The following is a 24744-nucleotide window of genomic DNA, read 5'->3' on the forward strand; positions in this document are numbered from 1 at the left end:
CCAAATCCAGGCCAAATCCGGGAAAGTGCATGAACCTTACGCCGCGTGAAAAGGACAAGCTGCTCATCGCCATGGCGGCGATCGTTGCGCGCAAGCGGCTGGAACGCGGCGTCAAGCTCAATCACCCCGAAGCGATCGCGCTGATCACAGATTTCGTCGTCGAGGGCGCTCGCGACGGCCGCCCGGTCGCCGAACTGATGGAGGCCGGCGCCCATGTCGTCACCCGTGCGCAGGTGATGGAAGGCATCGCCGAGATGATCCACGACGTGCAGGTCGAAGCGACGTTTCCCGACGGCACCAAGCTGGTGACCGTGCACGAACCGATCCGGTGAGGAGAAAAACATGCTTGAGCTGCGACCGAATTGCGAATGCTGCGACAAGGACCTGCCGCCGGAAGCGACTGATGCGCTGATCTGCACCTTTGAATGCACCTTCTGCGCCGTCTGTGTGGAAAACGTCCTGGGCGGCGTCTGCCCGAACTGCGGCGGCAATTTTTCGGCCCGACCGATCCGGCCGGCAGAGAAGCTGAAGAAATATCCGGCCTCGACCAGCCGCGTGCTCAAGGCCGAAGGCTGCGGCCCCCGCAAGGCCGCGTGATTGTTATCCCGAATTGGAAGGTAGGACCGATGATCTCCGCTTCGACCAAACGCACCACGCTAGCCGCGATCCTGCTGCTGGCGGCGGCCATGCCCGCCTATGCCCATGTCGGCATCGGCACCACCTCGTCCTTCGTGGTGGGCTTTGCGCATCCGCTGTCCGGTCTCGACCATATGACTGTCATGGTCGCCGTCGGCCTGTGGGCCGCGCTCAAGGGCGGCAAGGCGATCTGGGCCTGGCCGCTGGCCTTTGTCGGCGTCATGCTGGTCGGCGGCGCGCTCGGCATGCTGCATATGCCGGTGCCTTTCGTCGAACCGGGTATTTTGGCCTCCGTCGTGGCGCTTGGTCTGCTGGTGGCGTTGGCGGTCGACCTGCCGGTCTCGGCCGGTGTCGCCATCATCGGCCTGTTCGCACTGTTCCATGGCCATGCCCACGGCACCGAAGTGCCGGAAAATGCCGGCGGGCTTGACTATATGGCAGGCTTTGCCGCTGCCACCGCGCTTCTCCATGCCATAGGCATCGCGGCGGGCCTCGGTGTCGGCCTGCGCTTTCGCGGCCTTGCCCGCGCCGCCGGTGCGGCGTGTGCTGCGGTCGGCGTCGGCCTGGTCTTCGGCGTTCTGTGAGGGCCTGAAATGATCCCCGGCGAAGTCATCACCGCAAGCGGCGACATCGAGCTCAACAAGGGTCTGCCGACCGTGACGCTCAAAGTCGCCAACAGCGGCGACCGGCCGATCCAGGTCGGCAGCCACTACCATTTCTTCGAAACCAATGAGGGGCTGAAATTCGATCGCGACAAGGCGCGCGGCATGCGTCTCGATATTGCCGCCGGCACGGCGATGCGCTTCGAGCCGGGACAGCAGCGTGACGTCACGCTGGTGCCGCTCGGGGGAAAACGCGAGGTCTATGGTTTTCAGCAGAAAATCATGGGCAAACTGTGAGATCGACGGCGTCGAGCGTCTCCGGTTCAACCCGGCGGCTTGGCCGCCGCATAGATCACGAGCTTTCCGGGATCGTCGAATTCGACGGCCAGAACGTCCTCGGCAAGCACGCGCCTGGAATCGATCGCGTTGAACAGCAAGGCGTTGGCCTCGATCTCCTCGCGCAATTCCGTGATGTCGTCCTGGTGCTCCTTGACCTTGTTCTCGACAGCCGGCGGCGGACCGCCCTCGCTGCGCGCCGCATCGGTGAGGAAGACGATATCGACGCTGTCGAGCTTGGATGTCTTGCGCACGGTGCCGATGTTCTCACGCGTCCGCTCGATCGCGGAGATGATCTTCTTGGTCTGCGTCTCCGTCCGCGCCTCTTCCTGTCGAACATTGGAACCGACGATCCGGTTCACGGTCTCCTGGCTTTCAACGGTTTGCGCGGCGTGCGCATCGAAGGCGGCGAGGAATGCGCAAGCGGCTATGGCGTGGAGCCATCTGGTGTCGGCAAAGGGAATGGTCGGCATCGCTCGCTCCCTGGAGACTTTTCTGCGCAACGCAGTTCGGCGCCAAAGAAGCCAAACGACTCCCGTCCGGCGAAGGTTCCCTCAGCAATAGGGCCGGCGGACCGGATACCGGCCCGCCGGGCGCTGTCGTCAGCTCGCCTTCTTGGTGACCAGCGTCAGCGCACCATCGGTGGTCATGCTGGCGGCGACCACCTGTGCCGAGGTGAGCCCCTTGGCTTCGAGCGCCGACTTGATCTGCGGCGTCGCGTCGATCGAAGAGCGCAATTTCTGCAGGCCGGCATCGCCACGCTGGGCGATCACCTGATTGACCTGCGTCTGGGTGGCCTGGGGCAATTCGCTGATATCGACGATGTTGACCTTCTGGATCGCCGGCGCCGCCGGCTGAGCGCTGGGCGCCGCCGGCTTCGGTTGCGGCGTGGGCTGCTGCTGGGCGCCGGCTACGGTCGCGGAGGCCAGCGTGGCGGCGGCTGCAAGAACGATGATTTTGCGCATGGATTTTCCTTCCATCGATTTGGCCAAGGGTTTGGCAAACGGGCGGTTTGGGGTGGCACGCACACCTCAACGGCCAAATGGGATCAGAAGGTGTCGCCGAGCGGGTCATTGTATGACCATTGGATGGCGACGATGTGGAGTTCGGCTGCGACCGGACTGCGTTTGGGGAGCATTGACTGATGGCTAGAATCACCCGCGCCGCCTATGCGCAGATGTACGGTCCGACCGTCGGCGACAAGGTGCGGCTTGCCGACACCGAGCTGTTCATCGAGGTCGAAAAGGATCTCACCATCCATGGCGAGGAAGTGAAATTCGGTGGCGGCAAGGTCATCCGCGACGGTATGGGCCAGAGCCAGGTGTCCCGCGCCCAGGGTGCGGTCGACACCGTCATCACCAACGCGCTGGTGATCGACGCTTCAGCCGGCATCTTCAAGGCCGATATCGGCCTCAGGGACGGCCGCATCGCGGCCATCGGCAAGGCCGGCAATCCGGACACACAGGATGGCGTCACCATCATCATCGGACCCGGCACGGAAATCATCGCCGGCGAGGGCAAGATCCTCACCGCCGGCGGCTTCGACGCGCATATCCACTTCATCTGCCCGCAGCAGATCGACGAAGCGCTGATGTCGGGCATCACCACCATGCTCGGCGGCGGCACCGGTCCGGCACATGGCACGCTGGCCACCACCTGCACGCCCGGCCCGTGGCACATGGCGCGCATGATCCAGTCCTTCGACGCTTTTCCGATGAACATCGGCCTGTCCGGCAAGGGCAATGCCTCGCTGCCGGCAGCGCTCGAGGAAATGGTGCTGGGTGGCGCCTGCTCGCTGAAGCTGCATGAGGATTGGGGCACGACGCCGGCGGCCATCGACTGCTGCCTGTCGGTCGCCGACGATTACGACGTCCAGGTGATGATCCACACCGACACGCTGAACGAATCGGGCTTTGTCGAAAACACCGTGGCAGCCATCAAGGGCCGCACCATCCACGCCTTCCACACCGAAGGCGCCGGCGGCGGCCATGCGCCCGATATCATCAAGGTTTGCGGCCTGCCCAACGTCATCCCGTCCTCGACCAACCCGACGCGGCCTTACACCGTCAACACGCTGGCCGAGCATCTCGACATGCTGATGGTTTGCCATCATCTGTCGCCGTCGATCCCCGAGGACATCGCCTTTGCCGAAAGCCGCATCCGCAAGGAGACCATCGCGGCGGAAGATATCCTGCACGACATTGGCGCCTTCTCGATCATCTCGTCCGACAGCCAGGCCATGGGCCGTGTCGGCGAGGTGGCGATCCGCACCTGGCAGACCGCCGACAAGATGAAGCGCCAGCGCGGTTCGCTGCCGCAGGAGACGGGCAACAATGACAATTTCCGCGTCCGCCGCTACATCGCCAAATACACCATCAACCCGGCCATTGCGCATGGCCTGTCCAGGGATATCGGCTCGATCGCGGTGGGAAAACGCGCCGACCTGGTCCTGTGGAACCCGGCCTTCTTCGGTGTGAAACCCGACATGGTGCTGATCGGCGGCATGATTGCCGCAGCCCCGATGGGCGACCCCAACGCCTCGATCCCGACGCCGCAGCCGATGCACTACCGGCCGATGTTCGGCGCCTATGGCAAGGCGAGGACCAACTCGTCGGTGACCTTCGTCTCGAAGGCAGCGCTGGAGTCAGGCCTGCATGGCAGGCTTGGCGTCGACAAGCAGTTCGTCGCCGTCGAAAACACCCGCGGCGGCATCGGCAAGCATTCGATGGTGCTGAACGACGCCACGCCGCATGTCGAGGTCGACCCGGAGACCTACGATGTGCGCGCCGATGGCGAACTGCTCACCTGCGAGCCGGCAACCGTGCTGCCGATGGCGCAGCGGTATTTTCTGTTTTGATGCTAGGGGCGATTGGATCGATCCGCCAAAGTCCGTTGCGACCCGGTTGGTGCCGCCGCAATATGCGGCTCAACGAAACCGCGTAACTGGTCATGGCCACCGAGATCGTCTCCGCCCACGACATCTTCCCGCATATCCGCATCGTCATGGGCATGGTGATCGGGCTCGGCGTCACGCGCCTTTTGTCGGGGCTCGCCCGCATCGTCCAGCATCCCGGCCAGTACAAGCTCTACCCCGTGCACCTCGCCTGGGTCGCCTCCATGCTGTTGCTGCTGGTGCATTTCTGGTGGTGGGAGTTCGGCCTCTATGCCATCGAGACCTGGACCTTCGGCAAGTACCTGTTCCTCATCTTCTACGCCATCACGCTGTTCCTGCTGTGCGCGCTGCTGTTTCCGGATTCGATGCTCGACTACACCAGCTATGAGGATTTTTTCTATTCGCGCCGCGGGTGGTTTTTCGGCCTGCTGGCGACCACCTACCTGCTCGACGTCGTCGACACGCTGCTGAAAGGCCCGGAGCATTTCGCCCGTTACGGCAATGAATATCTGTTCCGCACGCCGGTCTTCGTGGCGCTGTGCATCGCCGCCATATTGGTGCGCGACCGCCGCTTTCACATCGCCTTCGTCGTCGGCACGCTGATCTACCAAGTATCGTTCATCCTGCGGCTCTTCGACACCATCGTCTGAGCGAGCGCGATGGTCTACGGTCTAAGGGAAAGAGAGTTCAACCATGTACAAGGCCATCGGATCGCGTGGCTCCCGGGTCAGCCGTGTTCTGTGGATGCTCGAGGAACTCGGGCAGCCCTATGAATTCGTCGAGGTGAAGCTGCGCTCGCCGGAGGCCTATGCGCTCAACCCGTCGGGCAAGGTGCCGGTGCTGATCGACGGCGAGCTGACGGTGACGGATTCGGCCGCAATCTGCGTCTATCTCGCCGACAAGCATGCCGACAAAGGCATGGGCGCCAATCCTGGCCTCGCCGGGCGCGCCGAAATGGATTCCTGGATGCATTTCGCGCAGTCGGAGCTCGAGGCGCCGCTGTGGAACAAATTGCGCCACCGCTTCCTGCTGCCGAAGGAAGTGCGGGTCGATGTCGGCCCCGCTGCCGTCTACGATTTCGCCTCCGAGACCAAGGCGCTGGACCGTCGATTGGGCGACCGGCTGTTTGCACTGGGCGACCGGTTTTCCGCCGTCGACGTGCTGTTGGGCGACATGGGCAACTGGGCCCGTGCCGGAAAATTCCCGATCGAATCCGAGCGCGTCAACGCCTATTTCGACCGCCTGCTGTCGCGGCCGGCCCGGGCGCGGGCGCAGGTTAATGGTGGAGCGATGAAATGAAACTCAACCTGAACACCGACTTCACCAAATTTCCGCGCGCCGTCTCGGTGCTGCCTGCCGGCAACGCAGGAACTACACCGCCATCCGGCCGCGCCATTCTGCCCCATGACGAGCGGCATCTGCGCCGGCGTGCCATCGAGCTTGCCGATGGCAGCAAGGTGCTGGTCGACCTGCCTGAACCCGTGACCCTGAACGATGGCGACCGGCTGGTGCTGGAGGACGGCGGCCATATCGAGATCATCGCGGCAGCCGAAGAGGTCTACGATATCCGCGCCCACGACGCTGTGCATCTGACCAAGCTTGCCTGGCATATCGGCAATCGCCATCTTGCGGCGGCGATCGAGCCCGGCCGCATCCTGATTTTGCGCGACCATGTCATCAAGGCGATGCTGGAAGGACTCGGCGCCACGGTGCGTGACGTCTCCGAGCCGTTCAAACCGGTGCGCGGCGCCTATTCCGGCGGCCACGATCACGGCCATGCGCATGCCGAAGCGCGTGCACACAGCCATGCCGAGGCGCATTCTCACTCACACAGCGAATCGCATTCCCATTCGCACAGCCATTCCCATGACGGGCATCATCACGATCATGATTGAGCAGCCATCCGGCATCGCCTTGCTGCGGCTGATGGCGTGGCTGTCGCCGGCCTTTCCGGTCGGCGGCTTCTCCTACAGCCACGGCCTCGAACGCGCCGTGCATGACGGGTTGGTGGCCGACAGCGAAAGTCTCGCCGGCTGGCTCGAAACGCTGTTCGAGATGGGATCTGGCTGGAATGATGCCGTGCTCTTCGCTGAAAGCTGGCGCCGCGCCCGTGACGGCGGCGATCTCGCCGAGATTGCCGATCTCGCCGAAGCGCTGGCCGGCTCGCAGGAGCGCCACACCGAGACGATGCTGCAAGGCGCCGCCTTCCTGCAAGCGGCAGCGGCATGGCCGAATCCCGTGCTGGACCGTTTGCCGGCCGAATGCGCCTACTGTGTCGCCGTCGGCGCGGTTGCCGGCGGCAACGGCATCGCGCTTCAGGATGCGCTGTCCGCCTTCCTGCAGGCCTTCTTCTCCAACCTCGTCCAGGCCGCCATACGACTAGGCGTCGTCGGCCAAAGCGGGGCGACGGCCCTGCTCGCCGGCTTCGAGCCGCTGGCGCTGGCGACCGCGGCGCGTGCCGCCGGCTTGACGCTTGACGATCTCGGCGGCTGTGCCTTCATCTCCGACATCATGGCGATGAAGCACGAGACACAATATTCCAGGCTGTTCCGCTCATGACCACACTCGCCTTCGCCCTCTCGGCTGTCCTGCTGCTGATCACGGCGCTGCATGTCTATTGGGGCCTTGGCGGCATCTGGCCGGGCAAAGACGGCGCCTCCTGCGCCCACGCCGTTGTCGGCTTTCGCGGCGTCGACGAGATGCCGACGCCGTTTGCCTGTTTTGCCGTTGCCGCGTGCCTGTGCCTCGCGACCCTGTGGCCCCTGGCACTCGCGGGCGTCTTTGCCTCGCCCTTTCCGAGGGAAGGCCTTGCCGCGACAGCGCTGCTAATCGGGCTGGTGTTTCTCGGCCGCGGCATTGCCGGCTTCACGCCCTGGTGGCGGAGACTGGCGCCGGAGCAACCTTTTGCGCGGCTCGATACCAGCTTCTATTCGCCGCTCTGCCTGCTCATCGGGCTCAGCTTCGCAATCCTCGCCATCACGGAGTTTTCGGCATGACCCAGGCCAATGGCCCTCTTCGCATCGGCATCGGCGGCCCGGTCGGCTCCGGCAAGACGACGCTGACGGAAAAGCTCTGCAAGGCGCTGCGCGACGACTTTTCCATCGCCGTCGTCACCAACGACATCTACACCAAGGAAGACGCCATGATGCTGGCCCGCCTGCAGGCGTTGCCCGAAGATCGCATCGTCGGCGTCGAAACCGGTGGCTGCCCGCACACTGCCATACGGGAAGACGCTTCGATCAATTTGCAGGCGATCGCCGGGCTGAACAGGAAATTTCCGGATCTCGACATCGTCTTCATCGAATCCGGCGGTGACAATCTTGCCGCCACCTTCTCGCCCGACCTTGCAGACCTGACGCTTTATGTCATCTCGGTTTGCCAGGGCGAGGAAATCCCGCGCAAGGGCGGACCGGCGATCACCCGTTCCGATTTCCTCGTCATCAACAAGAGCGATCTGGCGCCCTATGTAAACGTCAACCTCAATGTCATGGAGAGCGACGCCGCCCGCATGCGCGGCAAGCGCCCATTCGGCTTCACCGACCTGTCTCGCGGCAAGGGCCTGCAGGAGGTGATCGACTTCATCGTCGAGCATGGCGGGCTGCAGTCGGCACGCTCGGCCGCCTGACGCAGGACAGCCTGACCCACCAGTTTGCGGTTGCTGGCCAAGGTCGGGCGCGGCATTCTCTCGAAAACGGAGGTTTTCAGATGAGCATCGCCCGCCTGCAGAAGGAAACGCTGACCAACCTGCCCTACTACGAGGAGCGCGTCGATCTCGCCGCCGCCTTCCGCTGGACGGCGCGGCTCAACATGCATGAGGCGGTGGCCAATCATTTCTCGCTGTCCGTCAATGAGGACGGCACCAAATTCCTGATGAATCCCAACCAGGTGCATTTCTCGCGCATCAAGGCGAGCGACCTTTTGCTGATCGACGCCAACGATCCGGACACGCTGACCGGCCCCAATGCGCCCGATCCGACGGCCTGGGGGCTGCATGGCGCCATCCATCGCAACGTGCCACATGCACGCTGCGCCATGCATGTGCATTCCATCCACGCCACTGTGCTGGCCTCGCTGGCCGACTCGACCCTGCCGCCGATCGACCAGAACTCGGCCATGTTCTTCAACCGCCACGTTGTCGACGCCTACTATGGCGGACTGGCCTTCGAGGAAGAGGGCGAGCGCTGCTCACAACTGCTCACCGATCCCAAGGTCAAGGTCATGGTGATGGGCAATCACGGCGTGATGGTCATCGGCGATACCGTCGCCGACGCCTTCAACCGCATGTTCTATTTCGAGCGCGCCGCCGAGACCTACATCAAGGCGCTGTGGACGGGTCGTCCGTTGCGCACGCTCTCCGACGCCATTGCCGAAAAGGCCGCCAGCGAAATGGACGACTATCCCGGCCAGGCCGAGCGCCATCTTGCCGAGCTCAAGGCGATCCTCGATGAAGACGAGCCGGTTTACCGGAGCTGATCTCTAGAGCCCGAGCTCTTTGCGCAACTCTTCGGCACTGTTGATCACGACAGCGCCCGGCGGTCCTTCCATCGGCGCTTCCGGCCAGAAGATCGTCCGCATCCCCGCGGCCAGGCCGGATGTGGCGCCGGTGACGCTGTCGTCGACCGCCACCGCATCTGAGGGATCGACGCCGGCCAGCCATGCGGCGCGCAGGAAGGGCTCGGGATGCGGCTTGCCTTCGCGCACGTCGTTGCGGCTGATCGTGCGCATGCCGGGGTAGATCAGGCCGACCGCGCTCAAGTTTGCGTCGACGATCACCCGGTCGGAATTGGACACCACCGCTTGCTGCACGCCAAGCGCGCGCAATGCGTTGAACACCTCGATCGCGCCGGGGCGTGGCTTCAGCGTCTCGGCCATCGGCATGTAGTGGTCGTATTTGCGCACGATCCAGTCGTCGAAGGGCAGGTCGAGGCCGAACTCGCTGCGCAGCATGTCGTAGACCGGGCCGGCGGCGACGCCCAGCACCCGCTCATGCAGGTCGACCGGCGGCGCGATGCCGACGCTGCGCAACGCCGCCACCAAGGCAGCCTCATGCAGCGGCTCGCTGTCGACCAGCGTGCCGTCCATATCCCAGAAAACCGCTTTCGGCGTCATGCGAGGCTCCTTTTGCCGATCCCCTTAAAGCGTTTGCACCGGGAGATAAACCGCCGAACCGGTTCGCTGGCGATTTTGGCTAAGACGATTGCCTCGTTGCCGTCAGGCCGACGCCGCAAGCAATTGCCCTTCGCATAGACAATTGCGCACCAGCTCATTCCCTGCAAGACTATAGCGCTTCGCCCAAAGGGGGCGGCTTGGGAGGCAGACCTTGAATTCGCGGCAGGACGGCGGCAGCAACAGGCTGGACGAGGCGGCGCGCGCCGGCTGGCTTTACTATGTTGCCGGCAACACGCAGGACCAGATCGCCGCCACGCTCGGCATTTCCCGGCAGACGGCGCAGCGCCTGGTGTCGTTGGCGGTGTCGGAAGGGCTGATCAAGGTGCGCGTCGACCACCCGATCGCCAATTGCCTCGACCTTGCCGCGCGGCTGAGATCGCGCTTCGCCCTCGATCTGGTCGAAGTGGTGCCGAGCGATCCGACCTCGTCTTCGACCACGATCGGCATTGCCGAGGCGGCCGCGGCCGAGATCGAGCGGCGGCTGCGGTCGCCGACGCCGATCGTCATGGCCATCGGTACCGGGCGCACGCTGAAAGCGGCGATCGAGCAGTTGCCGCCGATGGAATGCCAGCAGCATAAGGTCGTGTCCTTGACCGGCAACATCTCGCCCGACGGTTCGGCCGCCTTCTACAACGTCATCTTCACCATGGCCGACAGGGTCAAGGCGCGCTCGTTCCCGATGCCGCTGCCGGTCATCGCCTCGTCGCCCGAAGAGCGCGAAATGCTGCTTGCCCAGCCGATGATCCAGCCGACGCTGGCGCTGGCGGCCGAGGCCGACGTCACCTTTGTCGGCATCGGCGATCTCGGCCCGAAGGCACCGCTCTACGAGGACGGCTTCATCTCGGAAAGTGAATTGAAGGCGCTGCAAAAGGCCGGCGGCGTTGCCGAGATCGTCGGCTGGGTGTTCGACCGGGAAGGCCGCATGATCGAGGGCATCACCAACGACCGGGTGTCGTCGGCCGCTTTGCCGTCACGCGAAAAGTCGCTGGTCATTGCGCTCGCCATGGGCGAGCGCAAATTGCCGGGCATTCTGGCCGCGGTGAACCGGCGGCTGGTCAATGGCCTCATCACCGACGAGCGAACCGCCACTGCCCTGCTCGACGCCTGAACTGGCGATAAAATCGGCACGGCTATTTATGCCGCCCGCAAACGTCGTTGCCATCGAGGAAACCCATGTCGCGCTGCAAATGCGGCGACAAGTCCCTGACGTCGACATAACCACGCCGACGGCTCAAAAGCTGGGAAAATTCGTGCGTCAGCACGGAAAACCAGCTCTGTGCCGGGCTCGAATGGAGCTTTTGCTGTACCGTGGTCATGATCTTCAGCCTCCGCTATGCTTGACCTGGATTGATCGTCGGCACCAAATATCGGTCTGATCGGCTCCTGCTTCCAATCAAACGTCGATCATGACCCATAAGGAGGGCTTATGCCCGAACTCAAGGCACCACAGCTTGCTCAACTGCCGCCGCTGCAGGCCATCAGGGTGTTCGAGGCCGTCGCGCGGCATCTCTCCTTCACCAAGGCCGCGGAGGAGCTGGGCATGACCCAGGCCGCCGCCAGCTACCAGATCAAGCTCCTGGAAGAGCGCATCGGCTCGCCGCTGTTCCTGCGCCAGCCGCGCCAGATCGTGCTGACCGAACCCGGCCAGCGGCTGGCGCCCGCCGTCAGCGAGGCGTTTAGCCTGCTCAGCAGCGCCTATTCCGCCGCGCGTGGGGGCGCCGATGGCGTGCTTTGCGTGTCGACGCTGCTGACCTTCGCCTCGAATTGGCTGGCGCAGCATCTCGGCTCCTTCCAGCTCTCGCATCCATCGCTGGCGGTGCGTGTCGATACATCGAACAGGGTTATCGATTTCGCCCGCGAGGATATGGACATCGCCATCCGCTCCGGCAGCGGCAAATGGCCGGGCGTGGAAACCCATCTTTTGTTCAAGGCAGATTTTACCCCGGTGCTGAGCCCGGCACTCGCTGCCACTATCGGTGGCGTCCACGAGCCGGCCGATCTGTTCAAACTGCCCATTCTCGATCCCACCGACATCTGGTGGCGGGAATGGTTCGCCCTTGCCGGCGTGCCGGCGGATGAACTTGCCAGCCGCACCGGCACCAGCATGGGCGCGCAGGCCTATGAGGCGAATGCGGCAATCGCCGGCCATGGCGTGGCGATCCTGACCACGGCGCTGTTCAAGACCGAGCTCGCCGCCGGCCGCCTCATCCAGCCCTTCGACCTGGTCGGCGACGATGGGCACGCCTATTGGCTGGTCTATCCGACGGCGCGCCGCAACGTGCCGAAGATAAAGGCCTTCCGCGACTGGATCCTGGCCGAGATCGCCTGCGCTTAAGGCGCAGTTCGCGTTTTCCAGGATCGACAAGTACGGTCGGGTCGCCCGGTTAACCAAGCTTGAGAAAAACACTGTCGATATCATCCGCCGGGCTTCGCCCGCACTTGTGGCGACTCAGTCGACGCTGATCAATCGTCTGCAGATTGAAAACAGGACCGATCAGCGGGCTGATGAAAGTCTATCGCGTCGAAGAAATGGACAACAACACCGTGCGTGTGACGCACACGGTTGAAGCATTGACGCCGTTTCAAGCTGCCATAAAGGCAATCGGCCGCGACGTTAGGCTGCGCAAGGACGAATCCAACTGGATCCGGGTGACGGAAACGCTGACCAGAGCCAAGCAAACCCGCGATGGCAGGGTTTTCGAATATTCCGTCGGAAGCTACCCGGCCCACGGCTGAGGGCTCGGCCTGTAGCTCCATGGTTGAAGGGTTGCGATGGCTGGCATCACCCTGATGTTCGCGCCACGACGGGCCACTACCAATATTCTCTTCCGCTCGACGTCGCCCAGCGTCCGCGCGTGCTGCGCTGCAGCATCGAATCCGGCTTGACATAATTAACACCGAGTGAGTAATTGCTCATCACCAAGGCAAATGCTCATCTTGGTTTATGGGAGGAATTTGATGAAACTTCGCACGCTCACACTGGGCCTGTTGTCGGCCAGCGCTCTTGCGTTCGCCGCTCACGCCGAATCCATCACCATCGCCACCGTCAACAATGCCGATATGGTCCGCATGCAGACGCTGACGGACGACTTCACCAAGGCGAACCCCGACATCACGCTCAACTGGGTCACGCTCGAAGAGAACGTGCTGCGCGAGCGCGTCACCACCGACATCGCCACCAAGGGTGGCCAGTATGACGTGATGACCATCGGCACCTATGAAGTTCCGATCTGGGCCAACCAGAGCTGGCTGCTGCCGCTCGACAAGCTCGGCGACGATTATGACGCCAAGGACATCCTGCCGGCCATCGCCGGCGGCCTGTCGGTCGACGGCAAGCTGTATGCCGCGCCCTTCTACGGCGAAAGTTCCTTCGTCATGTACCGCAAGGATCTGATGGAGAAGGCAGGGCTCACCATGCCCGACGCGCCGACCTGGGACTTCATCAAGCAAGCCGCCGACAAGATGACCGACCGCGCCAATGGCGTGAACGGCGTCTGCCTGCGCGGCAAAGCCGGCTGGGGCGAGAACATGGCCTTCCTCACCGCCATGTCGAACTCCTTCGGCGCACGCTGGTTCGACGAGAACTGGAAGCCGCAGTTCGACCAGCCCGAATGGAAGAGCACGCTGCAGTTCTACGTCGACCTGATGAAGGCCGACGGCCCCGAGGGCGCCTCGTCCAACGGCTTCAACGAAAACCTGGCGCTGTTCCAGCAGGGCAAGTGCGGCATGTGGATCGATGCCACCGTCGCCGCATCGATGGTCTCCGACCCGAAGAGCTCGAAGGTCGCCGACAAGGTCGCCTATGCGCTTGCTCCTGACAACGGTCTCGGCAAGCGCGGCAACTGGCTGTGGGCCTGGTCGCTGGCTGTTCCCGCCGGCACGCAGAAGGCAGACGCGGCCGAGAAGTTCGTCTCCTGGGCAACCAGCAAGCATTACTCCGAGCTCGTCGCTTCCAAGCTAGGCTGGGCCAGCGCTCCTCCTGGCACGCGCACCTCGCTCTACGCCAATGCCGAGTACCAGAAGGCGGCTCCGTTCGCCAAGATGACGCTGGACTCGATCAACGCCGCCGACCCGACGCATCCGACCGTCAAGCCGGTGCCCTATGTCGGCGTCCAGTTCGTCGCCATCCCTGAGTTCCAAGGTCTCGGCACCACCGTCGGCCAGCTCTTCTCGGCGGCGCTCGCCGGCCAGTCGAGCGTCGACGATGCCCTGAAGCAGGCCCAGGACGCTGCCACCGCGGCAATGACCGAAGGCGGTTATATCAAGTAAGGCTCCTCCCGGTGCCGACTGCCGGCCGCCTTCCTGGCCGGCAACGGCCGCCCGAATCCCAGTTCGGGCGGCCCCTTTCACACACTTGAAAATTTGGCTGACCTTGAAGGGTGACCGTCATGGCTACTCAGCAGACCCGTTCGCTTGCCCGTTTCATGATGGCGCCATCCGTGGTGCTGCTGTTCGTCTGGATGATCGTGCCGCTGGTCATCACCCTGTGGTTCTCCTTCCAGCAGTACAATCCGCTCAATCCGGTCCGCGACGGGTTCGTCGGCTTCTCCAACTACGCGCTGTTCTATTCCAACCCGGCATTCCTGCAGTCGATCCTCAACACGCTTGTCCTGGTGGGCAGCGTGCTGCTGATCACCGTGATCGGCGGCATCCTGCTGGCGCTGCTGATCGACCAGCCGATGTGGGGCCAGGGGATTGTGCGCATCCTCGTCATCTCGCCGTTCTTCGTCATGCCGCCGGTGGCGGCACTGGTCTGGAAGAACATGATCATGCACCCGCAATACGGCGTCTTTGCCGACATTGCGCGCTTCTTTGGGGCTCAACCGATCGACTGGTTCGGGCAGCATCCGATGACGGCGATCATCATTATCGTCGCCTGGCAATGGCTACCCTTCGCCACGCTGATCCTTTTGACCGCGCTGCAGTCGCTCGACGGTGAGCAGAAGGAAGCCGCCGAGATGGACGGCGCCGGCTTCGTCAGCCGTTTCATCTATCTGACGCTGCCGCACATGTCGCGCGCCATCACCGTCGTCATTCTGATCCAGACCATCTTCCTGCTGTCGGTCTATGCCGAGATCCTGGTCACCACCAATGGCGGCCCCGGCTACGCCTCCACCAACCTGCCCTTCCTCGTCTACCAGAAGGCATTGCTGGAGTTCAAAATCGGCCAGGCATCCGCCGGCGGTGTCATCGCCGTCATTCTCGCCAACATCGTCGCCTTCTTCGCCATGCGCGCGGTCGGCAAGAACCTGGACAAGTAAGGGAGGATACGATGGCACGTGCAGTCACCACCCAACACAAGGTCATCGCGACCGGCGCCGCCTGGATCGTCGCTCTGCTGATCTTCTTTCCGATCCTCTATACGATCATCACCTCGTTCAAGTCGGAGCAGGAGGCGATCCAGGGCTTCGCGCTGATCCCGTCAGGGACGTTCGAGAGCTATACCGAGGTTCAGGCGCAGAGCGGCTACTTCAAGTTCTTCTTCAACTCCGTGCTGCTCTCGGTCGGCTCGACCATCCTGGCCCTGATCGTCGCGGTTCCGGCCGCCTGGTCGATGGCTTTTTCGCCGGGCAAGTGGACCAAGGACATCCTGATGTGGATGCTCTCGACCAAGATGATGCCGGCGGTTGCCGTGCTGTTCCCGATCTACCTGATCTTCCGCGATGCCGGACTGCTCGACAGCCGCATCGGCCTGATGGTCATGCTGATGCTGATCAACCTGCCGATCGTGATCTGGATGCTCTACACCTACTTCCGCGAAATCCCTGGCGAAATCCTGGAAGCAGCGCGCATGGACGGCGCCACGCTGTGGGGCGAGATCGTCTATGTGCTGACCCCGATGGCGGTGCCCGGCATCGCTTCGACCATGCTCCTCAACATCATCCTGGCATGGAACGAAGCGTTCTGGACCATTCGTCTCACCACCACCGAGGCGGCGCCGCTGACGGCTTTCATCAGCTCGTTCTCAAGCCCGCAAGGCCTGTTCTGGGCCAAGCTTTCGGCGGCCTCGACGCTGGCGATCGCCCCCATCCTGATCATGGGCTGGTTCAGCCAGAAGCAACTTGTGCGCGGTCTGACATTCGGAGCCGTGAAGTAACCGAAATTGCCTGAAGCAACCGGCAGACATAACCCCTCGGGGAGGAAACCATGGGAAACATCACGCTCAAGAACGTCTCCAAGCATTTCGGATCGACGATCATCATTCCGGGTCTCGACCTGGTCATCGAGAATGGCGAGTTCGTCGTCTTCGTCGGCCCGTCGGGTTGCGGCAAGTCCACGCTGCTGCGCCTCATCGCCGGTCTCGAGGACACCAGCGGCGGCACCATCAACATCGATGGCCGTGACGTCACCGGCGAGGCGCCGGCCAAGCGCAAACTGGCCATGGTGTTCCAGTCCTATGCACTCTACCCGCATATGACGGTGGCCAAGAACATCGGCTTCCCATTGAAGATGGCGGGCGAGGATGTGGCGACGATCGACAAGAAGGTGAAGGACGCGGCGCGGGTGCTGAACCTCACCAACTATCTCGAGCGCCGGCCAGGCCAGCTCTCCGGCGGCCAGCGCCAGCGCGTTGCCATCGGCCGCGCCATCGTGCGCCAGCCCTCGGCCTTCCTGTTCGACGAGCCGCTGTCCAACCTCGATGCCGCACTGCGCGGCACCATGCGGCTGGAAATCAGCGAGCTGCATCATCAGCTCAAGACGACGATGATCTACGTCACCCACGATCAGATCGAAGCCATGACCATGGCCGACAAGATCGTCGTGCTTAACGCCGGCAACATCGAACAGGTCGGCTCGCCGATGGAGCTCTACAAGTCGCCGAAGAACCTGTTCGTGGCGGGCTTCATCGGTTCGCCGAAGATGAACCTGATCGAAGGCGCGCCGGCCGCCAAATACAACGCCAAGACCATCGGCATCCGTCCCGAGCACATGAACATCTCGACCACGGCGGGCGACTGGAAAGCCACCGTCGGCGTCGCCGAACATTTGGGATCCGACACCTTCCTGCACGTCCAGGCTGACGGCGTCGGGTCGCGGACCGTGCGCGCCGATGGCGAAATGCCCGTCCGTCACGGCGACACCATTTACCTCACGCCCGACAAGGTTCGGATGCATCGCTTCGGCCCCGACGGAAAGGCGCTGACGCAGTGAGGCTGAAAGGCAAATCGGCGCTGATCACCGGATCCGCACGCGGCATCGGCAGGGCTTTTGCCGAAGCCTATACGCGCGAAGGTGCTGTGGTCGCGATCGGCGACATCAATCTGGAGGCCGCGGAAAAGACGGCCTCGCAGATTGGCGGCGGCGCCTATGCCGTGAAGCTGGACGTCACCAATCTTGCCTCGATCGAATCCGCGGTGGGTGCTGTCGAGAAAAAGACCGGCGGCCTCGACATACTGATCAACAACGCCGCTTTGTTCGACCTGGCGCCGATCGTCGAGATATCCAAGGCGAGCTACGACAAACTGTTTTCGGTAAACGTCGCCGGCACTTTGTTCATGCTGCAGGCCGCGGCCCGTTCGATGATCGCAAGGGGCAAGGGCGGCAGGATCATCAACATCGCCAGCCAGGCCGGACGGCGCGGCGAGCCGCTGGTCGCCGTCTACTGCGCCACCAAGGCTGCGGTCATCTCGCTGACCCAGTCGGCAGGGCTCGACCTGATCAAGCACCGCATCAACGTCAATGGCATCGCTCCGGGCGTCGTCGACAGCGATATGTGGGATGAGGTCGATGCGCTGTTCGCCAAATACGAGAACCGGCCGAAGGGCGAGAAGAAGCGACTGGTCGGTGAGGGCGTACCTTACGGCCGCATGGGCAAGCCGGAGGACCTGACCGGCATGGCCGTGTTCCTGGCCAGCGATGACGCTGAATACATCGTCGCCCAGACCTACAATGTCGATGGCGGCCAATGGATGAGTTGACGCGGATGAGTTGAGGGGGAGGCGCCCGTATCCCTTTCCTCCGGGGAGAACGGCGTCGCGGGGCGGGGCGGCATGAATGCCAAAGGCACGTGCCGCCCACGCACTCCCGCCTGAAGGGCTGAGGGCGGAATTGTCAGGCCGGCAACGGTAAGCACCGGCAAAAGGGTAAAGCAGATGACCGTGAAACTCTCTTCCTCCATCCTCGCCAAGCTCCCCGCCAAGGTTGCCGGTCCGAAATACGACCGCGCCAGGCTCAAGGCCGGCATCGTCCATTTCGGCGTCGGCAATTTCCATCGCTCGCACCAGGCCGTCTATCTCGACGACCTCTTCAATGCGGGCATCGGCCACGACTGGGCGCTGATCGGCGCCGGCGTCTTCGAGGGCGAGAAAATCGGCCGTTCCAAGCTGCAGGAGCAGGACTGGCTGACCACCGTGGTCGAGCAGGATTCCGACCATATGAGCGCCCGCGTCACCGGCGTCATGATCGATTTCCTGACGCCCGGCGATGCGGATGCCATCATCGACCAGCTTGCCGATCCGGCAATCAAGATCGTCTCGCTGACCATCACCGAAGGCGGCTATTTCATCGATCCGGCCTCTGGCAAGTTCAACCCGACCCATCCCGACATCGTCGCCGATGCGCAGGCCGGCACGACGCCGAAGACGGTGTTCGGCCTCATCCTCGCCGGGCTGATGCGCCGCCGCGCCGACGGCATCGTGCCGTTCACCGTCATGTCCTGCGACAACATTCCTCATAACGGCCATGTCACCTCGGATGGCGTCATTGGGATGGCCCGACTGATCGACGAGGATCTGGCGAATTGGGTGAGCGACAACGTCGCCTTTCCGAACGGCATGGTCGACCGCATCACGCCGGCCACCTCCGATCGCGAGCGCGGCATTCTGGCGACGGAATTCGGCCTTGAGGACAACTGGCCGGTGTTCTGCGAACCGTTCAAGCAATGGGTGCTGGAGGATCATTTCACCGACGGCCGGCCGCCGCTGGAAAAGGTCGGCGTCCAGTTCGTAAGGGATGTCGCCCCCTATGAGCTGATGAAGATCCGCATCCTCAATGGCGGCCATGCCACCATCGCCTATCCGGCCGGATTGATGGATATCCATTTCGTCCATGAGGCGATGCAGGAGCCGCTGGTGCGCGGCTTCCTCGCCAAGCTCGAACATGACGAGATCATTCCGACCGTGCCGCCGGTCCCGGACACCGTGCTTGAAGACTACTATCAGCTGATCGAGCACCGCTTCTCCAACCCGAAGATCGGCGACACCATCCGGCGGCTTTGCCTCGACGGCTCCAACCGGCAGCCGAAATTCATCATCCCGACCATCGCCGACCGGCTGAAAGCGGGAAAGAGCGTTGCAGGTCTCGCGCTCGAGTCGGCGCTGTGGTGCCGCTACTGTTTCGGCACGACCGACGGCGGCGCCATCATCGAAGCCAACGACCCGAGCTGGGACCGGCTGCAGGCAACCGCCAAGGCGGCGAAGGACAAGCCCGGCGCCTGGCTGGCGATGGAGGACATCTATGGCGATGTCGGCCGCTCGGCACCGTTCGCCGAGGCCTTTGCCCATGCGCTCAACGTCTTATGGGCGAATGGCACGCGCGCGACGCTGACGCGTTACATCGCCGGCAAGCTCTGACGCGAGCCGCAATGACGCCCGAACTGGTCATCTTCGACTGTGACGGCGTGCTGGTCGACAGCGAGGCGCTCTCCGTCTCGGCCCTGCTCGGCATGATTTCTGCAGCCGGTGGCTCGGTCAGCGAGGATACCGCCTACGAGCATTTCCTCGGCAAAAGCATGAAGAGCGTGCGCGAAATCCTCGGCCGCGACTTCCGCGTAGACATCACCGATCGGCATCTGACCGACATGCGCGTCGAATTGATGCGCAAATTCCGCGAGGAGCTGAAGCCGATACCCGGCATCAAGGACGTCCTGCCGAAGCTGGGCGTGCCCTGCTGCGTCGCCTCCTCCGGCACGCTCGACCGCATCCGCTACGTGCTCGACGTCACCGGCCTTCTCCACCTGCTCGAACCGCATTTGTTCAGCGCCGCCATGGTCGCGCGCGGCAAGCCGGCGCCGGACCTTTTTCTGCATGCCGCCGCCTCGATGCGGGCCCATCCGCGCAATTGCATCGTCGTCGAGGACAGCCCGGCGGGCATCGCCGCGGCCCGCGCGGCCGGCATGCGCGTCTTTGCCTTCACCGGCGGTTCGCACGCCGGCAACCCGGCCTTGAAAGCGCGGCTTGCGTCGAGTGAACCGGACTTTATATTCGCTGACATGCTGCAATTGCCCGATCTGATTGCAGGCCTGGGAGCGAGAGTAAAAGCATCTTGACGAAAAGCTTCGTTTGCGCGGTCGATGTCGGCACCGGGAGCGCCCGCGCGGGCATTCTCGACACCACCGGCACCTTGCTCGGCCGCGCCGAGCATCCGATCGTCATGAACCGGCCGAAGGCCGATCACGCCGAGCACAATTCGCAGGATATCTGGTCGGCAGTGTGCATTGCCGTGCGGGCGGCGCGCGAAAAGGCTGGTGTCGCGACACAAGATATTGTCGGCATCTCGTTCGACGCCACCTGCTCGCTGGTGGTGCTGAACAGGGATGGCGGCCAGCTCAGCGTCTCGGTGACCGGCGAACGGCGCTGGGACACCATCGTCTGGCTCGACCATCGCGCCATCGCCGAAGCCGACGAGTGCACGGCAAGCGGCCACGCCGTGCTCGATTATATCGGCGGCGTCATGTCGCCGGAAATGGCGACGCCGAAGCTGATGTGGCTGAAGCGCAATCTGCCCGGAACATGGCATGAAGCCGGCTATCTATTCGACCTCACCGACTTCCTGACCTGGAAGGCAACAGGATCGCTGGCGCGTTCGCAATGCACACTGACCGCCAAATGGACCTATCTGGCACATGAAGACACCGGCTGGCGGCGCGACTTCTTCGAGACGGTCGGGCTAAGCGATCTGTTCGAGCACGGCAACCTGCCGGAGAAGGCGAGTGCCGTCGGCGCCGACATCGGCACGCTCACGCCGGAAGCGGCCGCCGAGCTTGGTTTGACGGAAAAATGCCGGGTCGGCGCCGGCGTCATCGACGCCTATGCCGGCGCGCTTGGCGTGCTCGGCGGCTTTGCCGGCGACGAGCAGGATATCGGCCGCCATCTGGCGCTGATTGCCGGTACATCGAGCTGTGTCATGGCGATGTCACCCGACCCGCAGCCTTTCGCCGGCGTCTGGGGCCCATACTACGGTGCTGCACTTCCAAAACTGTGGCTGTCGGAAGGCGGCCAGTCGGCCACCGGCGCGCTGCTCGACCACATCATCCGTTGGCATGGCGCTGGCGGCGAGCCGGATGCGGCCATGCATGCCAAAATCGCTAGGCGCGTCGCTGAACTGCGCGCCACCGAGGGCGACAAGCTCGCCGCCAGGCTGCATGTGCTGCCGGATTTCCACGGCAACCGTTCGCCGCTTGCCGACCCGCACGCCGTCGGCGTGGTCAGCGGGCTGACGCTGGATTCCTCCTTCGACAGCCTGTGCAAGCTCTATTGGCGCACCGCCGTCGGCATCGCGCTTGGGGTGCGCCATGTGCTGGAGGCGCTGAACGAGAATGGCTATTTGATCGACACGCTGCATGTCACCGGCGGCCACACCAAGAACCCGCTGCTGATGGAGCTCTATGCCGACGCCACCGGCTGCGCGGTGATCGAGCCGCTGGCCGACGAAGCGGTTTTGCTCGGCACCGGCATGGTCGCCGCCACTGCCGCCGGGCTGTTTCCCGATTTGAACGCCGCCTGCGTCGCCATGCAGCAAGGCGGCAGAACGCGCGCCTCGAACCCGGCCGCGTCCGGCCGCTTCGACCGCGACTACAAGATTTTTCTCGAGATGCACCGACAGCGGCAGGCGCTCGACGCTATCCGCTAAAGCGGGACGAAGGAAGCCCAGTTCACAAGCCTTCGCGATTTCAACGCCGGCTCTCGATGATCTCGATGAAACGGGCGAACAGTCCGGCCTGGGATTTGATGCCGAGCTTGCGATGGATGTTGCGGCGGTGAACCTTCACGGTTCCCGGCACGATGCGCATGGCCCTCGCGATCGACTCGGTGGAATGCCCCTGCAGCACCAGATCGACGACATGCTTTTCGCGCGGGGTCAGCGACAGGCTCTCCCAGATGTGGGCGCGGTCGAACTCGTTGACCGCGGCGATCGTCTCGTGCTCGGCTTCGTCCGGCTCGTCGGCCGCAAGAGCTGGCCAGCGCAACCGGGCGAAACCGATCACCGCCGGCGCCATGTCGCGCAGCAGCCTGGCATCGGCGGTGCCGAAAGGTCCCGAGGCATGCAATCGCATCAGCGACAGCACCAGCGCGTCCTTGCCGGGCAATGGCACGAAGAAGCCGACCTCCTCGGCCAGCCTTGTCTGGCTGTAGTAGGTGCGAAAATACTCGCTGGCATAGAAGCGGTCGGGCGCCAGTTCGCGCATGCGCCAGAATCCCTCCTTGCGTTCCAACGCGGCGTGATGAAACGGGTCGAGCAGATAAGGCCCTTCTTGATAGAGCGTGACGAAGACATGGCTCTCGGCAGGCGAGAAGGTTTCGAACAGCAGCGGCGGTCGCGAGGCACCGCGATAACCGAAGATCACGCAGTGGTCGAAGCTGACATGCTGCCTCAGCCAGCAGACCATTGCCTGGCCGAACAGGTCGCCGCTGGTCTCTCGCGTTGCCGCGACAAGCGCGGCGAGTTGGCTGTATTCGTCGCTGCGGGACGCACTCAAATCATACCCCCTTAAACGAGAAAATAGATCAGATATACCACCTGAGAGGTATATACTAGCCGGCATTGGCTCTGGTAGCGTCCTGACATAGCCCTGTTGCTGGAGCCCGCACTTTGACCGCAGTGCCCGACATCGAGTTTCGCGGCGTCACCAAGCGCTATGGCGCGGTGACCGCTGTCAGCGGCATCGATCTGACCGTCCCTCCGTCGGCCTTTGTCGCCCTTCTCGGACCGTCCGGCTGCGGCAAGACGACATGCCTGCGCATGATCGGCGGCTTCGAGCAGCCGAGCGAAGGCCAGGTGTTCATCCGCGGCCGGGACATGGCCGGCACGCCGCCCTATCGCCGGCCGGTCAACATGGTGTTCCAGCAATATGCGCTGTTTCCGCACCTCGATGTGGAAGCCAATGTATCCTACGGGCTGCGCCAGGCACGGCCGCGCCTGTCGTCGCAGGAAATCGGCCGCCGCGCCGGCGAGGCGCTCGAAATGGTGCGGCTCGCCGGCTATGGCGGCCGCAAGATCCACGAACTCTCCGGCGGCCAGCAGCAGCGCGTCGCACTGGCGCGCGCGCTGGTCAACAAGCCGGCGGTGCTGCTGCTTGATGAGCCGCTGGCCGCGCTCGACAAGAAGCTGCGCACCGACATGCAGATCGAGTTGCAGAACCTGCAGCGTGAGATCGGCATCACCTTCGTGCTGGTCACCCACGACCAGGAGGAAGCGCTGTCGATGAGCGATTTCGTCTGCGTCATGAACGGCGGGCGTATCGTCCAACTCGGCCAGCCAAGTGAAATCTATGACGAGCCGGCCGACCTGTTCGTCGCCGATTTCGTCGGCAAGACCAATCTGTTGAGCGGCAAGGTCGCCGGGCATACAGGCGATCTGGTGAATGTGGCGCTCGCCGACGGAACCGTCATTGCCGCGCGCAAGCGAACCGCCTTGCAGAAGGGCGAGACCGTTTCGGTCAGCCTGCGCCCTGAATCGCTGAGCCTCGGCGCCACGGAAGGCAGCCCGTTCAAGGGCATCGTCCGCAACCGGATCTTTTTGGGCTCGACCGCGGAATACGCCATCGAGGTCCAAGGCATCGGAACGCTGCTGGCCAAGGCCGACCATGTGATCGGCCATGGCAATCTCTTCAAGCCGGGTGAACCCGTCGCCATCGGCTTTGCCTCCGGAACGCCGCTGGCGTTTCAGGAGACCAAGAACAACGGGACCAACCAGAGGGTAGCAAAAAATGTCGAAATCATATCGTGACGGACTGCCGATAAGCCCTGAGAACTTCGTCGACCAACTGATGCGTTTGAAGCGCGGCTCGATCGGCCGCCGCGACTTCCTCGGCCTCACCGGCCTTGGCATCGCGACCGCGGTGATGGCGCGCGAGATCGGCATCATGCCAACGCCCGCCTTTGCCGCCGAAAACCTTGGCGACCGCATGTCGATCGCCACCTGGCCGAACTATCATGACCCGCAGACCTTCGAGAATTTCAAGAAGGACACCGGCGTCGCCGTCGAGGTCAACGTGTTCGGCTCAAACGAGGAAATGCTGGCCAAGCTGCAGGCAGGCGCCTCGGGCTGGAGCCTGTTCGTGCCGACCAATTACACGATCTCGACCTACAAGAAGCTCGGCATCATCGATCCGCTCGACATGGCCAAGCTGCCGAATTTCGACGGCTCCCAGGAAGACCCGCGCTTCACTGGGGAAGGCACGATCGACGGCACGACCTACGCGGTGCCGAAGAACTGGGGCACGACCGGTTTTGCCGTCAACACAAAGAAGCTGGCCAAGCCGATGACCAGCTGGAAGGAATTCTGGGACGTCGCCATGACTGAGGGCGATGGACGCACCATGGTGCACGACTATCAGCTGACCACCATCGGCAACGCGCTGAAATATTATGGCTATTCCTTCAACTCGCTGAAGCAGGATGAACTGGCCAAGGCCGAGGAACTGCTGCTGAAGGTCAAGCCGCATCTGTTCGCGGTCTCGTCCGACTATCAGCCGGGCATGCGGGCGGGCGACGCCTGGATGACCATGTGCTGGACGAATGACGGCGCACAATTGCACCGCGATATCCCAGAGATCGCCTATGTGCTGGGCAAGGAGGGCGGCGAGATCTGGACCGATTTCTACGCCATCCCGAAGGACGCGCCGAACAAGCCGGCCGGCTATGCCTTGCTCAACTATCTGATGACCCCTGAGGTCGCGGTGAAGGAGCATCTGGCCAATGGCGCGCCCTCGACCGATGCGCGCGTCAACAAGCTGCTGCCCAAGGAAGTGCTGGACAATCCGATCCTCTATCCTGCGGCCGACCTGTTGACGCCGCTGGAATTCGGCGCGGCGGCGACGCTGACCGATCCCGGCCGCGCCGAGCTGATGGCGCGCTTCAAGTCGGCTTGAGGCTGGCCTGACGCAAA

Annotated in this window: 30 protein-coding genes; 25 read left to right on the top strand and 5 right to left on the bottom strand. The window is 63.4% G+C overall.

Annotation, left to right across the window (positions count from 1 at the left end; translation table 11 throughout):
- Positions 1 to 29: 29 nt before the first annotated feature.
- Genes H0241_RS06395 through H0241_RS06410 form a run of 4 tightly spaced genes read left to right on the top strand, consistent with a single transcriptional unit; the run spans position 30 to position 1535 of the window.
- Positions 30 to 332 (top strand): urease subunit gamma, encoded by a 303-nt coding sequence (locus H0241_RS06395; protein WP_023693076.1) that lies wholly within the window; start codon positions 30 to 32, stop codon positions 330 to 332.
- A gap of 10 nt (positions 333 to 342) precedes the next feature.
- Positions 343 to 597, top strand: coding sequence for a DUF1272 domain-containing protein (locus tag H0241_RS06400; protein ID WP_181056562.1), 255 nt, complete (start codon positions 343 to 345; stop codon positions 595 to 597).
- Between the two features lie 29 nt (positions 598 to 626).
- On the top strand, positions 627 to 1220 hold the full coding sequence (locus tag H0241_RS06405; protein ID WP_181056563.1) for a HupE/UreJ family protein: 594 nt from the start codon (positions 627 to 629) through the stop codon (positions 1218 to 1220).
- Between the two features lie 9 nt (positions 1221 to 1229).
- Positions 1230 to 1535, top strand: a complete 306-nt coding sequence (locus H0241_RS06410; RefSeq protein WP_181056564.1) for an urease subunit beta — start codon at positions 1230 to 1232, stop codon at positions 1533 to 1535.
- A gap of 26 nt (positions 1536 to 1561) precedes the next feature.
- On the opposite strand, the gene H0241_RS06415 is transcribed toward H0241_RS06410, so the two are convergent.
- Both H0241_RS06415 and H0241_RS06420 read right to left on the bottom strand, forming a co-directional pair.
- The gene (locus H0241_RS06415) at positions 1562 to 2047 is read right to left on the bottom strand and encodes a hypothetical protein (RefSeq protein WP_181056565.1); all 486 of its coding nucleotides are present in this window, start codon (positions 2045 to 2047) and stop codon (positions 1562 to 1564) included.
- Positions 2048 to 2176: 129 nt separating this feature from the next.
- Entirely contained in the window at positions 2177 to 2539 is a 363-nt protein-coding gene (locus H0241_RS06420) for a hypothetical protein (protein ID WP_181056566.1), read from the bottom strand.
- Between the two features lie 179 nt (positions 2540 to 2718).
- Here H0241_RS06420 and ureC point away from each other — a divergent pair, with 179 nt between their 5' ends.
- The 8 genes from ureC to H0241_RS06460 all read left to right on the top strand — a co-directional run bounded on the left by ureC (position 2719) and on the right by H0241_RS06460 (position 8940).
- On the top strand, positions 2719 to 4431 hold the full coding sequence (gene ureC / locus H0241_RS06425) for an urease subunit alpha (protein WP_407941722.1): 1713 nt from the start codon (positions 2719 to 2721) through the stop codon (positions 4429 to 4431).
- A 92-nt stretch (positions 4432 to 4523) separates the two neighbouring features.
- Positions 4524 to 5117 (top strand): hypothetical protein, encoded by a 594-nt coding sequence (locus H0241_RS06430; RefSeq protein WP_181056567.1) that lies wholly within the window; start codon positions 4524 to 4526, stop codon positions 5115 to 5117.
- Positions 5118 to 5160: 43 nt separating this feature from the next.
- On the top strand, positions 5161 to 5766 hold the full coding sequence (locus tag H0241_RS06435; RefSeq protein WP_181056568.1) for a glutathione S-transferase family protein: 606 nt from the start codon (positions 5161 to 5163) through the stop codon (positions 5764 to 5766).
- Positions 5763 to 6362, top strand: coding sequence for an urease accessory protein UreE (locus H0241_RS06440; protein WP_181056569.1), 600 nt, complete (start codon positions 5763 to 5765; stop codon positions 6360 to 6362). Before H0241_RS06435 ends, H0241_RS06440 begins: the two co-directional genes overlap by 4 nt.
- The gene (locus tag H0241_RS06445) at positions 6355 to 7026 is read left to right on the top strand and encodes an urease accessory protein UreF (protein ID WP_181056854.1); all 672 of its coding nucleotides are present in this window, start codon (positions 6355 to 6357) and stop codon (positions 7024 to 7026) included. Before H0241_RS06440 ends, H0241_RS06445 begins: the two co-directional genes overlap by 8 nt.
- Positions 7023 to 7463: a DUF3995 domain-containing protein gene (locus tag H0241_RS06450; protein WP_023695872.1), complete on the top strand. Its 441-nt coding sequence runs from the start codon at positions 7023 to 7025 to the stop codon at positions 7461 to 7463. Before H0241_RS06445 ends, H0241_RS06450 begins: the two co-directional genes overlap by 4 nt.
- Positions 7460 to 8092 (top strand): urease accessory protein UreG, encoded by a 633-nt coding sequence (gene ureG, locus H0241_RS06455; protein WP_181056570.1) that lies wholly within the window; start codon positions 7460 to 7462, stop codon positions 8090 to 8092. Before H0241_RS06450 ends, ureG begins: the two co-directional genes overlap by 4 nt.
- Positions 8093 to 8172: 80 nt before the next feature.
- Complete coding sequence (locus H0241_RS06460; protein WP_181056571.1) at positions 8173 to 8940, top strand: class II aldolase and adducin N-terminal domain-containing protein; 768 nt, start codon at positions 8173 to 8175, stop codon at positions 8938 to 8940.
- Between the two features lie 3 nt (positions 8941 to 8943).
- On the opposite strand, the gene H0241_RS06465 is transcribed toward H0241_RS06460, so the two are convergent.
- A complete protein-coding gene (locus H0241_RS06465) occupies positions 8944 to 9576 on the bottom strand; it encodes an HAD family hydrolase (RefSeq protein ID WP_181056572.1) in 633 nt (210 codons plus the stop codon).
- 211 nt (positions 9577 to 9787) lie between these two features.
- On the opposite strand from H0241_RS06465, the gene H0241_RS06470 reads away from it, so the two are divergent.
- Positions 9788 to 10744 carry a sugar-binding transcriptional regulator gene (locus H0241_RS06470; protein WP_181056573.1) on the top strand — a complete coding sequence of 319 codons (957 nt, stop codon included), beginning with the start codon at positions 9788 to 9790 and terminating at the stop codon, positions 10742 to 10744.
- Positions 10745 to 10766: 22 nt separating this feature from the next.
- Here the strand turns inward: H0241_RS06470 and H0241_RS06475 are convergent, their stop codons facing one another.
- On the bottom strand, positions 10767 to 10952 hold the full coding sequence (locus H0241_RS06475) for a hypothetical protein (RefSeq protein WP_181056574.1): 186 nt from the start codon (positions 10950 to 10952) through the stop codon (positions 10767 to 10769).
- 110 nt (positions 10953 to 11062) lie between these two features.
- Here H0241_RS06475 and H0241_RS06480 point away from each other — a divergent pair, with 110 nt between their 5' ends.
- The 10 genes from H0241_RS06480 (at position 11063) to H0241_RS06525 (ending at position 21486) form a co-directional block, all read left to right on the top strand.
- Positions 11063 to 11971, top strand: coding sequence for a LysR substrate-binding domain-containing protein (locus tag H0241_RS06480; RefSeq protein WP_181056575.1), 909 nt, complete (start codon positions 11063 to 11065; stop codon positions 11969 to 11971).
- 170 nt (positions 11972 to 12141) lie between these two features.
- A complete protein-coding gene (locus H0241_RS06485) occupies positions 12142 to 12372 on the top strand; it encodes a hypothetical protein (protein WP_181056576.1) in 231 nt (76 codons plus the stop codon).
- Positions 12373 to 12594: 222 nt separating this feature from the next.
- Positions 12595 to 13905: an ABC transporter substrate-binding protein gene (locus tag H0241_RS06490; protein ID WP_181056577.1), complete on the top strand. Its 1311-nt coding sequence runs from the start codon at positions 12595 to 12597 to the stop codon at positions 13903 to 13905.
- A gap of 119 nt (positions 13906 to 14024) precedes the next feature.
- Positions 14025 to 14897 (top strand): carbohydrate ABC transporter permease, encoded by an 873-nt coding sequence (locus tag H0241_RS06495; protein WP_181056578.1) that lies wholly within the window; start codon positions 14025 to 14027, stop codon positions 14895 to 14897.
- A gap of 11 nt (positions 14898 to 14908) precedes the next feature.
- Positions 14909 to 15733, top strand: coding sequence for a carbohydrate ABC transporter permease (locus tag H0241_RS06500; RefSeq protein WP_181056579.1), 825 nt, complete (start codon positions 14909 to 14911; stop codon positions 15731 to 15733).
- A 50-nt stretch (positions 15734 to 15783) separates the two neighbouring features.
- Positions 15784 to 16788 carry an ABC transporter ATP-binding protein gene (locus H0241_RS06505; RefSeq protein ID WP_181056580.1) on the top strand — a complete coding sequence of 335 codons (1005 nt, stop codon included), beginning with the start codon at positions 15784 to 15786 and terminating at the stop codon, positions 16786 to 16788.
- A complete protein-coding gene (locus H0241_RS06510) occupies positions 16785 to 17555 on the top strand; it encodes an L-iditol 2-dehydrogenase (RefSeq protein ID WP_181056581.1) in 771 nt (256 codons plus the stop codon). Before H0241_RS06505 ends, H0241_RS06510 begins: the two co-directional genes overlap by 4 nt.
- Positions 17556 to 17729: 174 nt before the next feature.
- Entirely contained in the window at positions 17730 to 19208 is a 1479-nt protein-coding gene (locus H0241_RS06515) for a mannitol dehydrogenase family protein (RefSeq protein WP_181056582.1), read from the top strand.
- Between the two features lie 11 nt (positions 19209 to 19219).
- Entirely contained in the window at positions 19220 to 19903 is a 684-nt protein-coding gene (locus tag H0241_RS06520) for an HAD family hydrolase (RefSeq protein WP_181056583.1), read from the top strand.
- The gene (locus H0241_RS06525; RefSeq protein ID WP_181056584.1) at positions 19900 to 21486 is read left to right on the top strand and encodes an FGGY-family carbohydrate kinase; all 1587 of its coding nucleotides are present in this window, start codon (positions 19900 to 19902) and stop codon (positions 21484 to 21486) included. The genes H0241_RS06520 and H0241_RS06525 overlap by 4 nt, the downstream gene beginning before the upstream one ends.
- A gap of 40 nt (positions 21487 to 21526) precedes the next feature.
- Here H0241_RS06525 and H0241_RS06530 read toward each other — a convergent pair whose 3' ends face one another.
- Entirely contained in the window at positions 21527 to 22333 is an 807-nt protein-coding gene (locus tag H0241_RS06530; protein ID WP_235984048.1) for a helix-turn-helix transcriptional regulator, read from the bottom strand.
- A gap of 113 nt (positions 22334 to 22446) precedes the next feature.
- On the opposite strand from H0241_RS06530, the gene H0241_RS06535 reads away from it, so the two are divergent.
- On the top strand, positions 22447 to 23583 hold the full coding sequence (locus H0241_RS06535) for an ABC transporter ATP-binding protein (protein ID WP_181056586.1): 1137 nt from the start codon (positions 22447 to 22449) through the stop codon (positions 23581 to 23583).
- Positions 23564 to 24727: an ABC transporter substrate-binding protein gene (locus tag H0241_RS06540; RefSeq protein WP_181056587.1), complete on the top strand. Its 1164-nt coding sequence runs from the start codon at positions 23564 to 23566 to the stop codon at positions 24725 to 24727. The genes H0241_RS06535 and H0241_RS06540 overlap by 20 nt, the downstream gene beginning before the upstream one ends.
- Positions 24728 to 24744 lie beyond the last annotated feature (17 nt).

It is taken from the genome of Mesorhizobium neociceri (assembly GCF_013520985.1).
GTDB classification, from domain to species: Bacteria; Pseudomonadota; Alphaproteobacteria; order Rhizobiales; family Rhizobiaceae; genus Mesorhizobium; species Mesorhizobium neociceri.

What these genes read in the sequence shown, in the direction of transcription:
- H0241_RS06460 (WP_181056571.1), top strand. Translation starts at nt 8,173, where the DNA reads ATGAGCATCGCCCGCCTGCAGAAGGAAACGCTGACCAACCTGCCCTAC.
- H0241_RS06505 (WP_181056580.1), top strand. Translation starts at nt 15,784, where the DNA reads ATGGGAAACATCACGCTCAAGAACGTCTCCAAGCATTTCGGATCGACG.
- H0241_RS06500 (WP_181056579.1), top strand. Translation starts at nt 14,909, where the DNA reads ATGGCACGTGCAGTCACCACCCAACACAAGGTCATCGCGACCGGCGCC.
- H0241_RS06450 (WP_023695872.1), top strand. Translation starts at nt 7,023, where the DNA reads ATGACCACACTCGCCTTCGCCCTCTCGGCTGTCCTGCTGCTGATCACG.
- H0241_RS06490 (WP_181056577.1), top strand. Translation starts at nt 12,595, where the DNA reads ATGAAACTTCGCACGCTCACACTGGGCCTGTTGTCGGCCAGCGCTCTT.
- H0241_RS06420 (WP_181056566.1), bottom strand. Translation starts at nt 2,539, where the DNA reads ATGCGCAAAATCATCGTTCTTGCAGCCGCCGCCACGCTGGCCTCCGCG.
- H0241_RS06485 (WP_181056576.1), top strand. Translation starts at nt 12,142, where the DNA reads ATGAAAGTCTATCGCGTCGAAGAAATGGACAACAACACCGTGCGTGTG.
- H0241_RS06495 (WP_181056578.1), top strand. Translation starts at nt 14,025, where the DNA reads ATGGCTACTCAGCAGACCCGTTCGCTTGCCCGTTTCATGATGGCGCCA.
- H0241_RS06410 (WP_181056564.1), top strand. Translation starts at nt 1,230, where the DNA reads ATGATCCCCGGCGAAGTCATCACCGCAAGCGGCGACATCGAGCTCAAC.
- H0241_RS06465 (WP_181056572.1), bottom strand. Translation starts at nt 9,576, where the DNA reads ATGACGCCGAAAGCGGTTTTCTGGGATATGGACGGCACGCTGGTCGAC.
- H0241_RS06415 (WP_181056565.1), bottom strand. Translation starts at nt 2,047, where the DNA reads ATGCCGACCATTCCCTTTGCCGACACCAGATGGCTCCACGCCATAGCC.
- ureC (WP_407941722.1), top strand. Translation starts at nt 2,719, where the DNA reads ATGGCTAGAATCACCCGCGCCGCCTATGCGCAGATGTACGGTCCGACC.
- H0241_RS06480 (WP_181056575.1), top strand. Translation starts at nt 11,063, where the DNA reads ATGCCCGAACTCAAGGCACCACAGCTTGCTCAACTGCCGCCGCTGCAG.
- H0241_RS06400 (WP_181056562.1), top strand. Translation starts at nt 343, where the DNA reads ATGCTTGAGCTGCGACCGAATTGCGAATGCTGCGACAAGGACCTGCCG.
- H0241_RS06405 (WP_181056563.1), top strand. Translation starts at nt 627, where the DNA reads ATGATCTCCGCTTCGACCAAACGCACCACGCTAGCCGCGATCCTGCTG.
- ureG (WP_181056570.1), top strand. Translation starts at nt 7,460, where the DNA reads ATGACCCAGGCCAATGGCCCTCTTCGCATCGGCATCGGCGGCCCGGTC.
- H0241_RS06430 (WP_181056567.1), top strand. Translation starts at nt 4,524, where the DNA reads ATGGCCACCGAGATCGTCTCCGCCCACGACATCTTCCCGCATATCCGC.
- H0241_RS06435 (WP_181056568.1), top strand. Translation starts at nt 5,161, where the DNA reads ATGTACAAGGCCATCGGATCGCGTGGCTCCCGGGTCAGCCGTGTTCTG.
- H0241_RS06540 (WP_181056587.1), top strand. Translation starts at nt 23,564, where the DNA reads ATGTCGAAATCATATCGTGACGGACTGCCGATAAGCCCTGAGAACTTC.
- H0241_RS06395 (WP_023693076.1), top strand. Translation starts at nt 30, where the DNA reads ATGAACCTTACGCCGCGTGAAAAGGACAAGCTGCTCATCGCCATGGCG.
- H0241_RS06515 (WP_181056582.1), top strand. Translation starts at nt 17,730, where the DNA reads ATGACCGTGAAACTCTCTTCCTCCATCCTCGCCAAGCTCCCCGCCAAG.
- H0241_RS06520 (WP_181056583.1), top strand. Translation starts at nt 19,220, where the DNA reads ATGACGCCCGAACTGGTCATCTTCGACTGTGACGGCGTGCTGGTCGAC.
- H0241_RS06440 (WP_181056569.1), top strand. Translation starts at nt 5,763, where the DNA reads ATGAAACTCAACCTGAACACCGACTTCACCAAATTTCCGCGCGCCGTC.
- H0241_RS06475 (WP_181056574.1), bottom strand. Translation starts at nt 10,952, where the DNA reads ATGACCACGGTACAGCAAAAGCTCCATTCGAGCCCGGCACAGAGCTGG.
- H0241_RS06445 (WP_181056854.1), top strand. Translation starts at nt 6,355, where the DNA reads ATGATTGAGCAGCCATCCGGCATCGCCTTGCTGCGGCTGATGGCGTGG.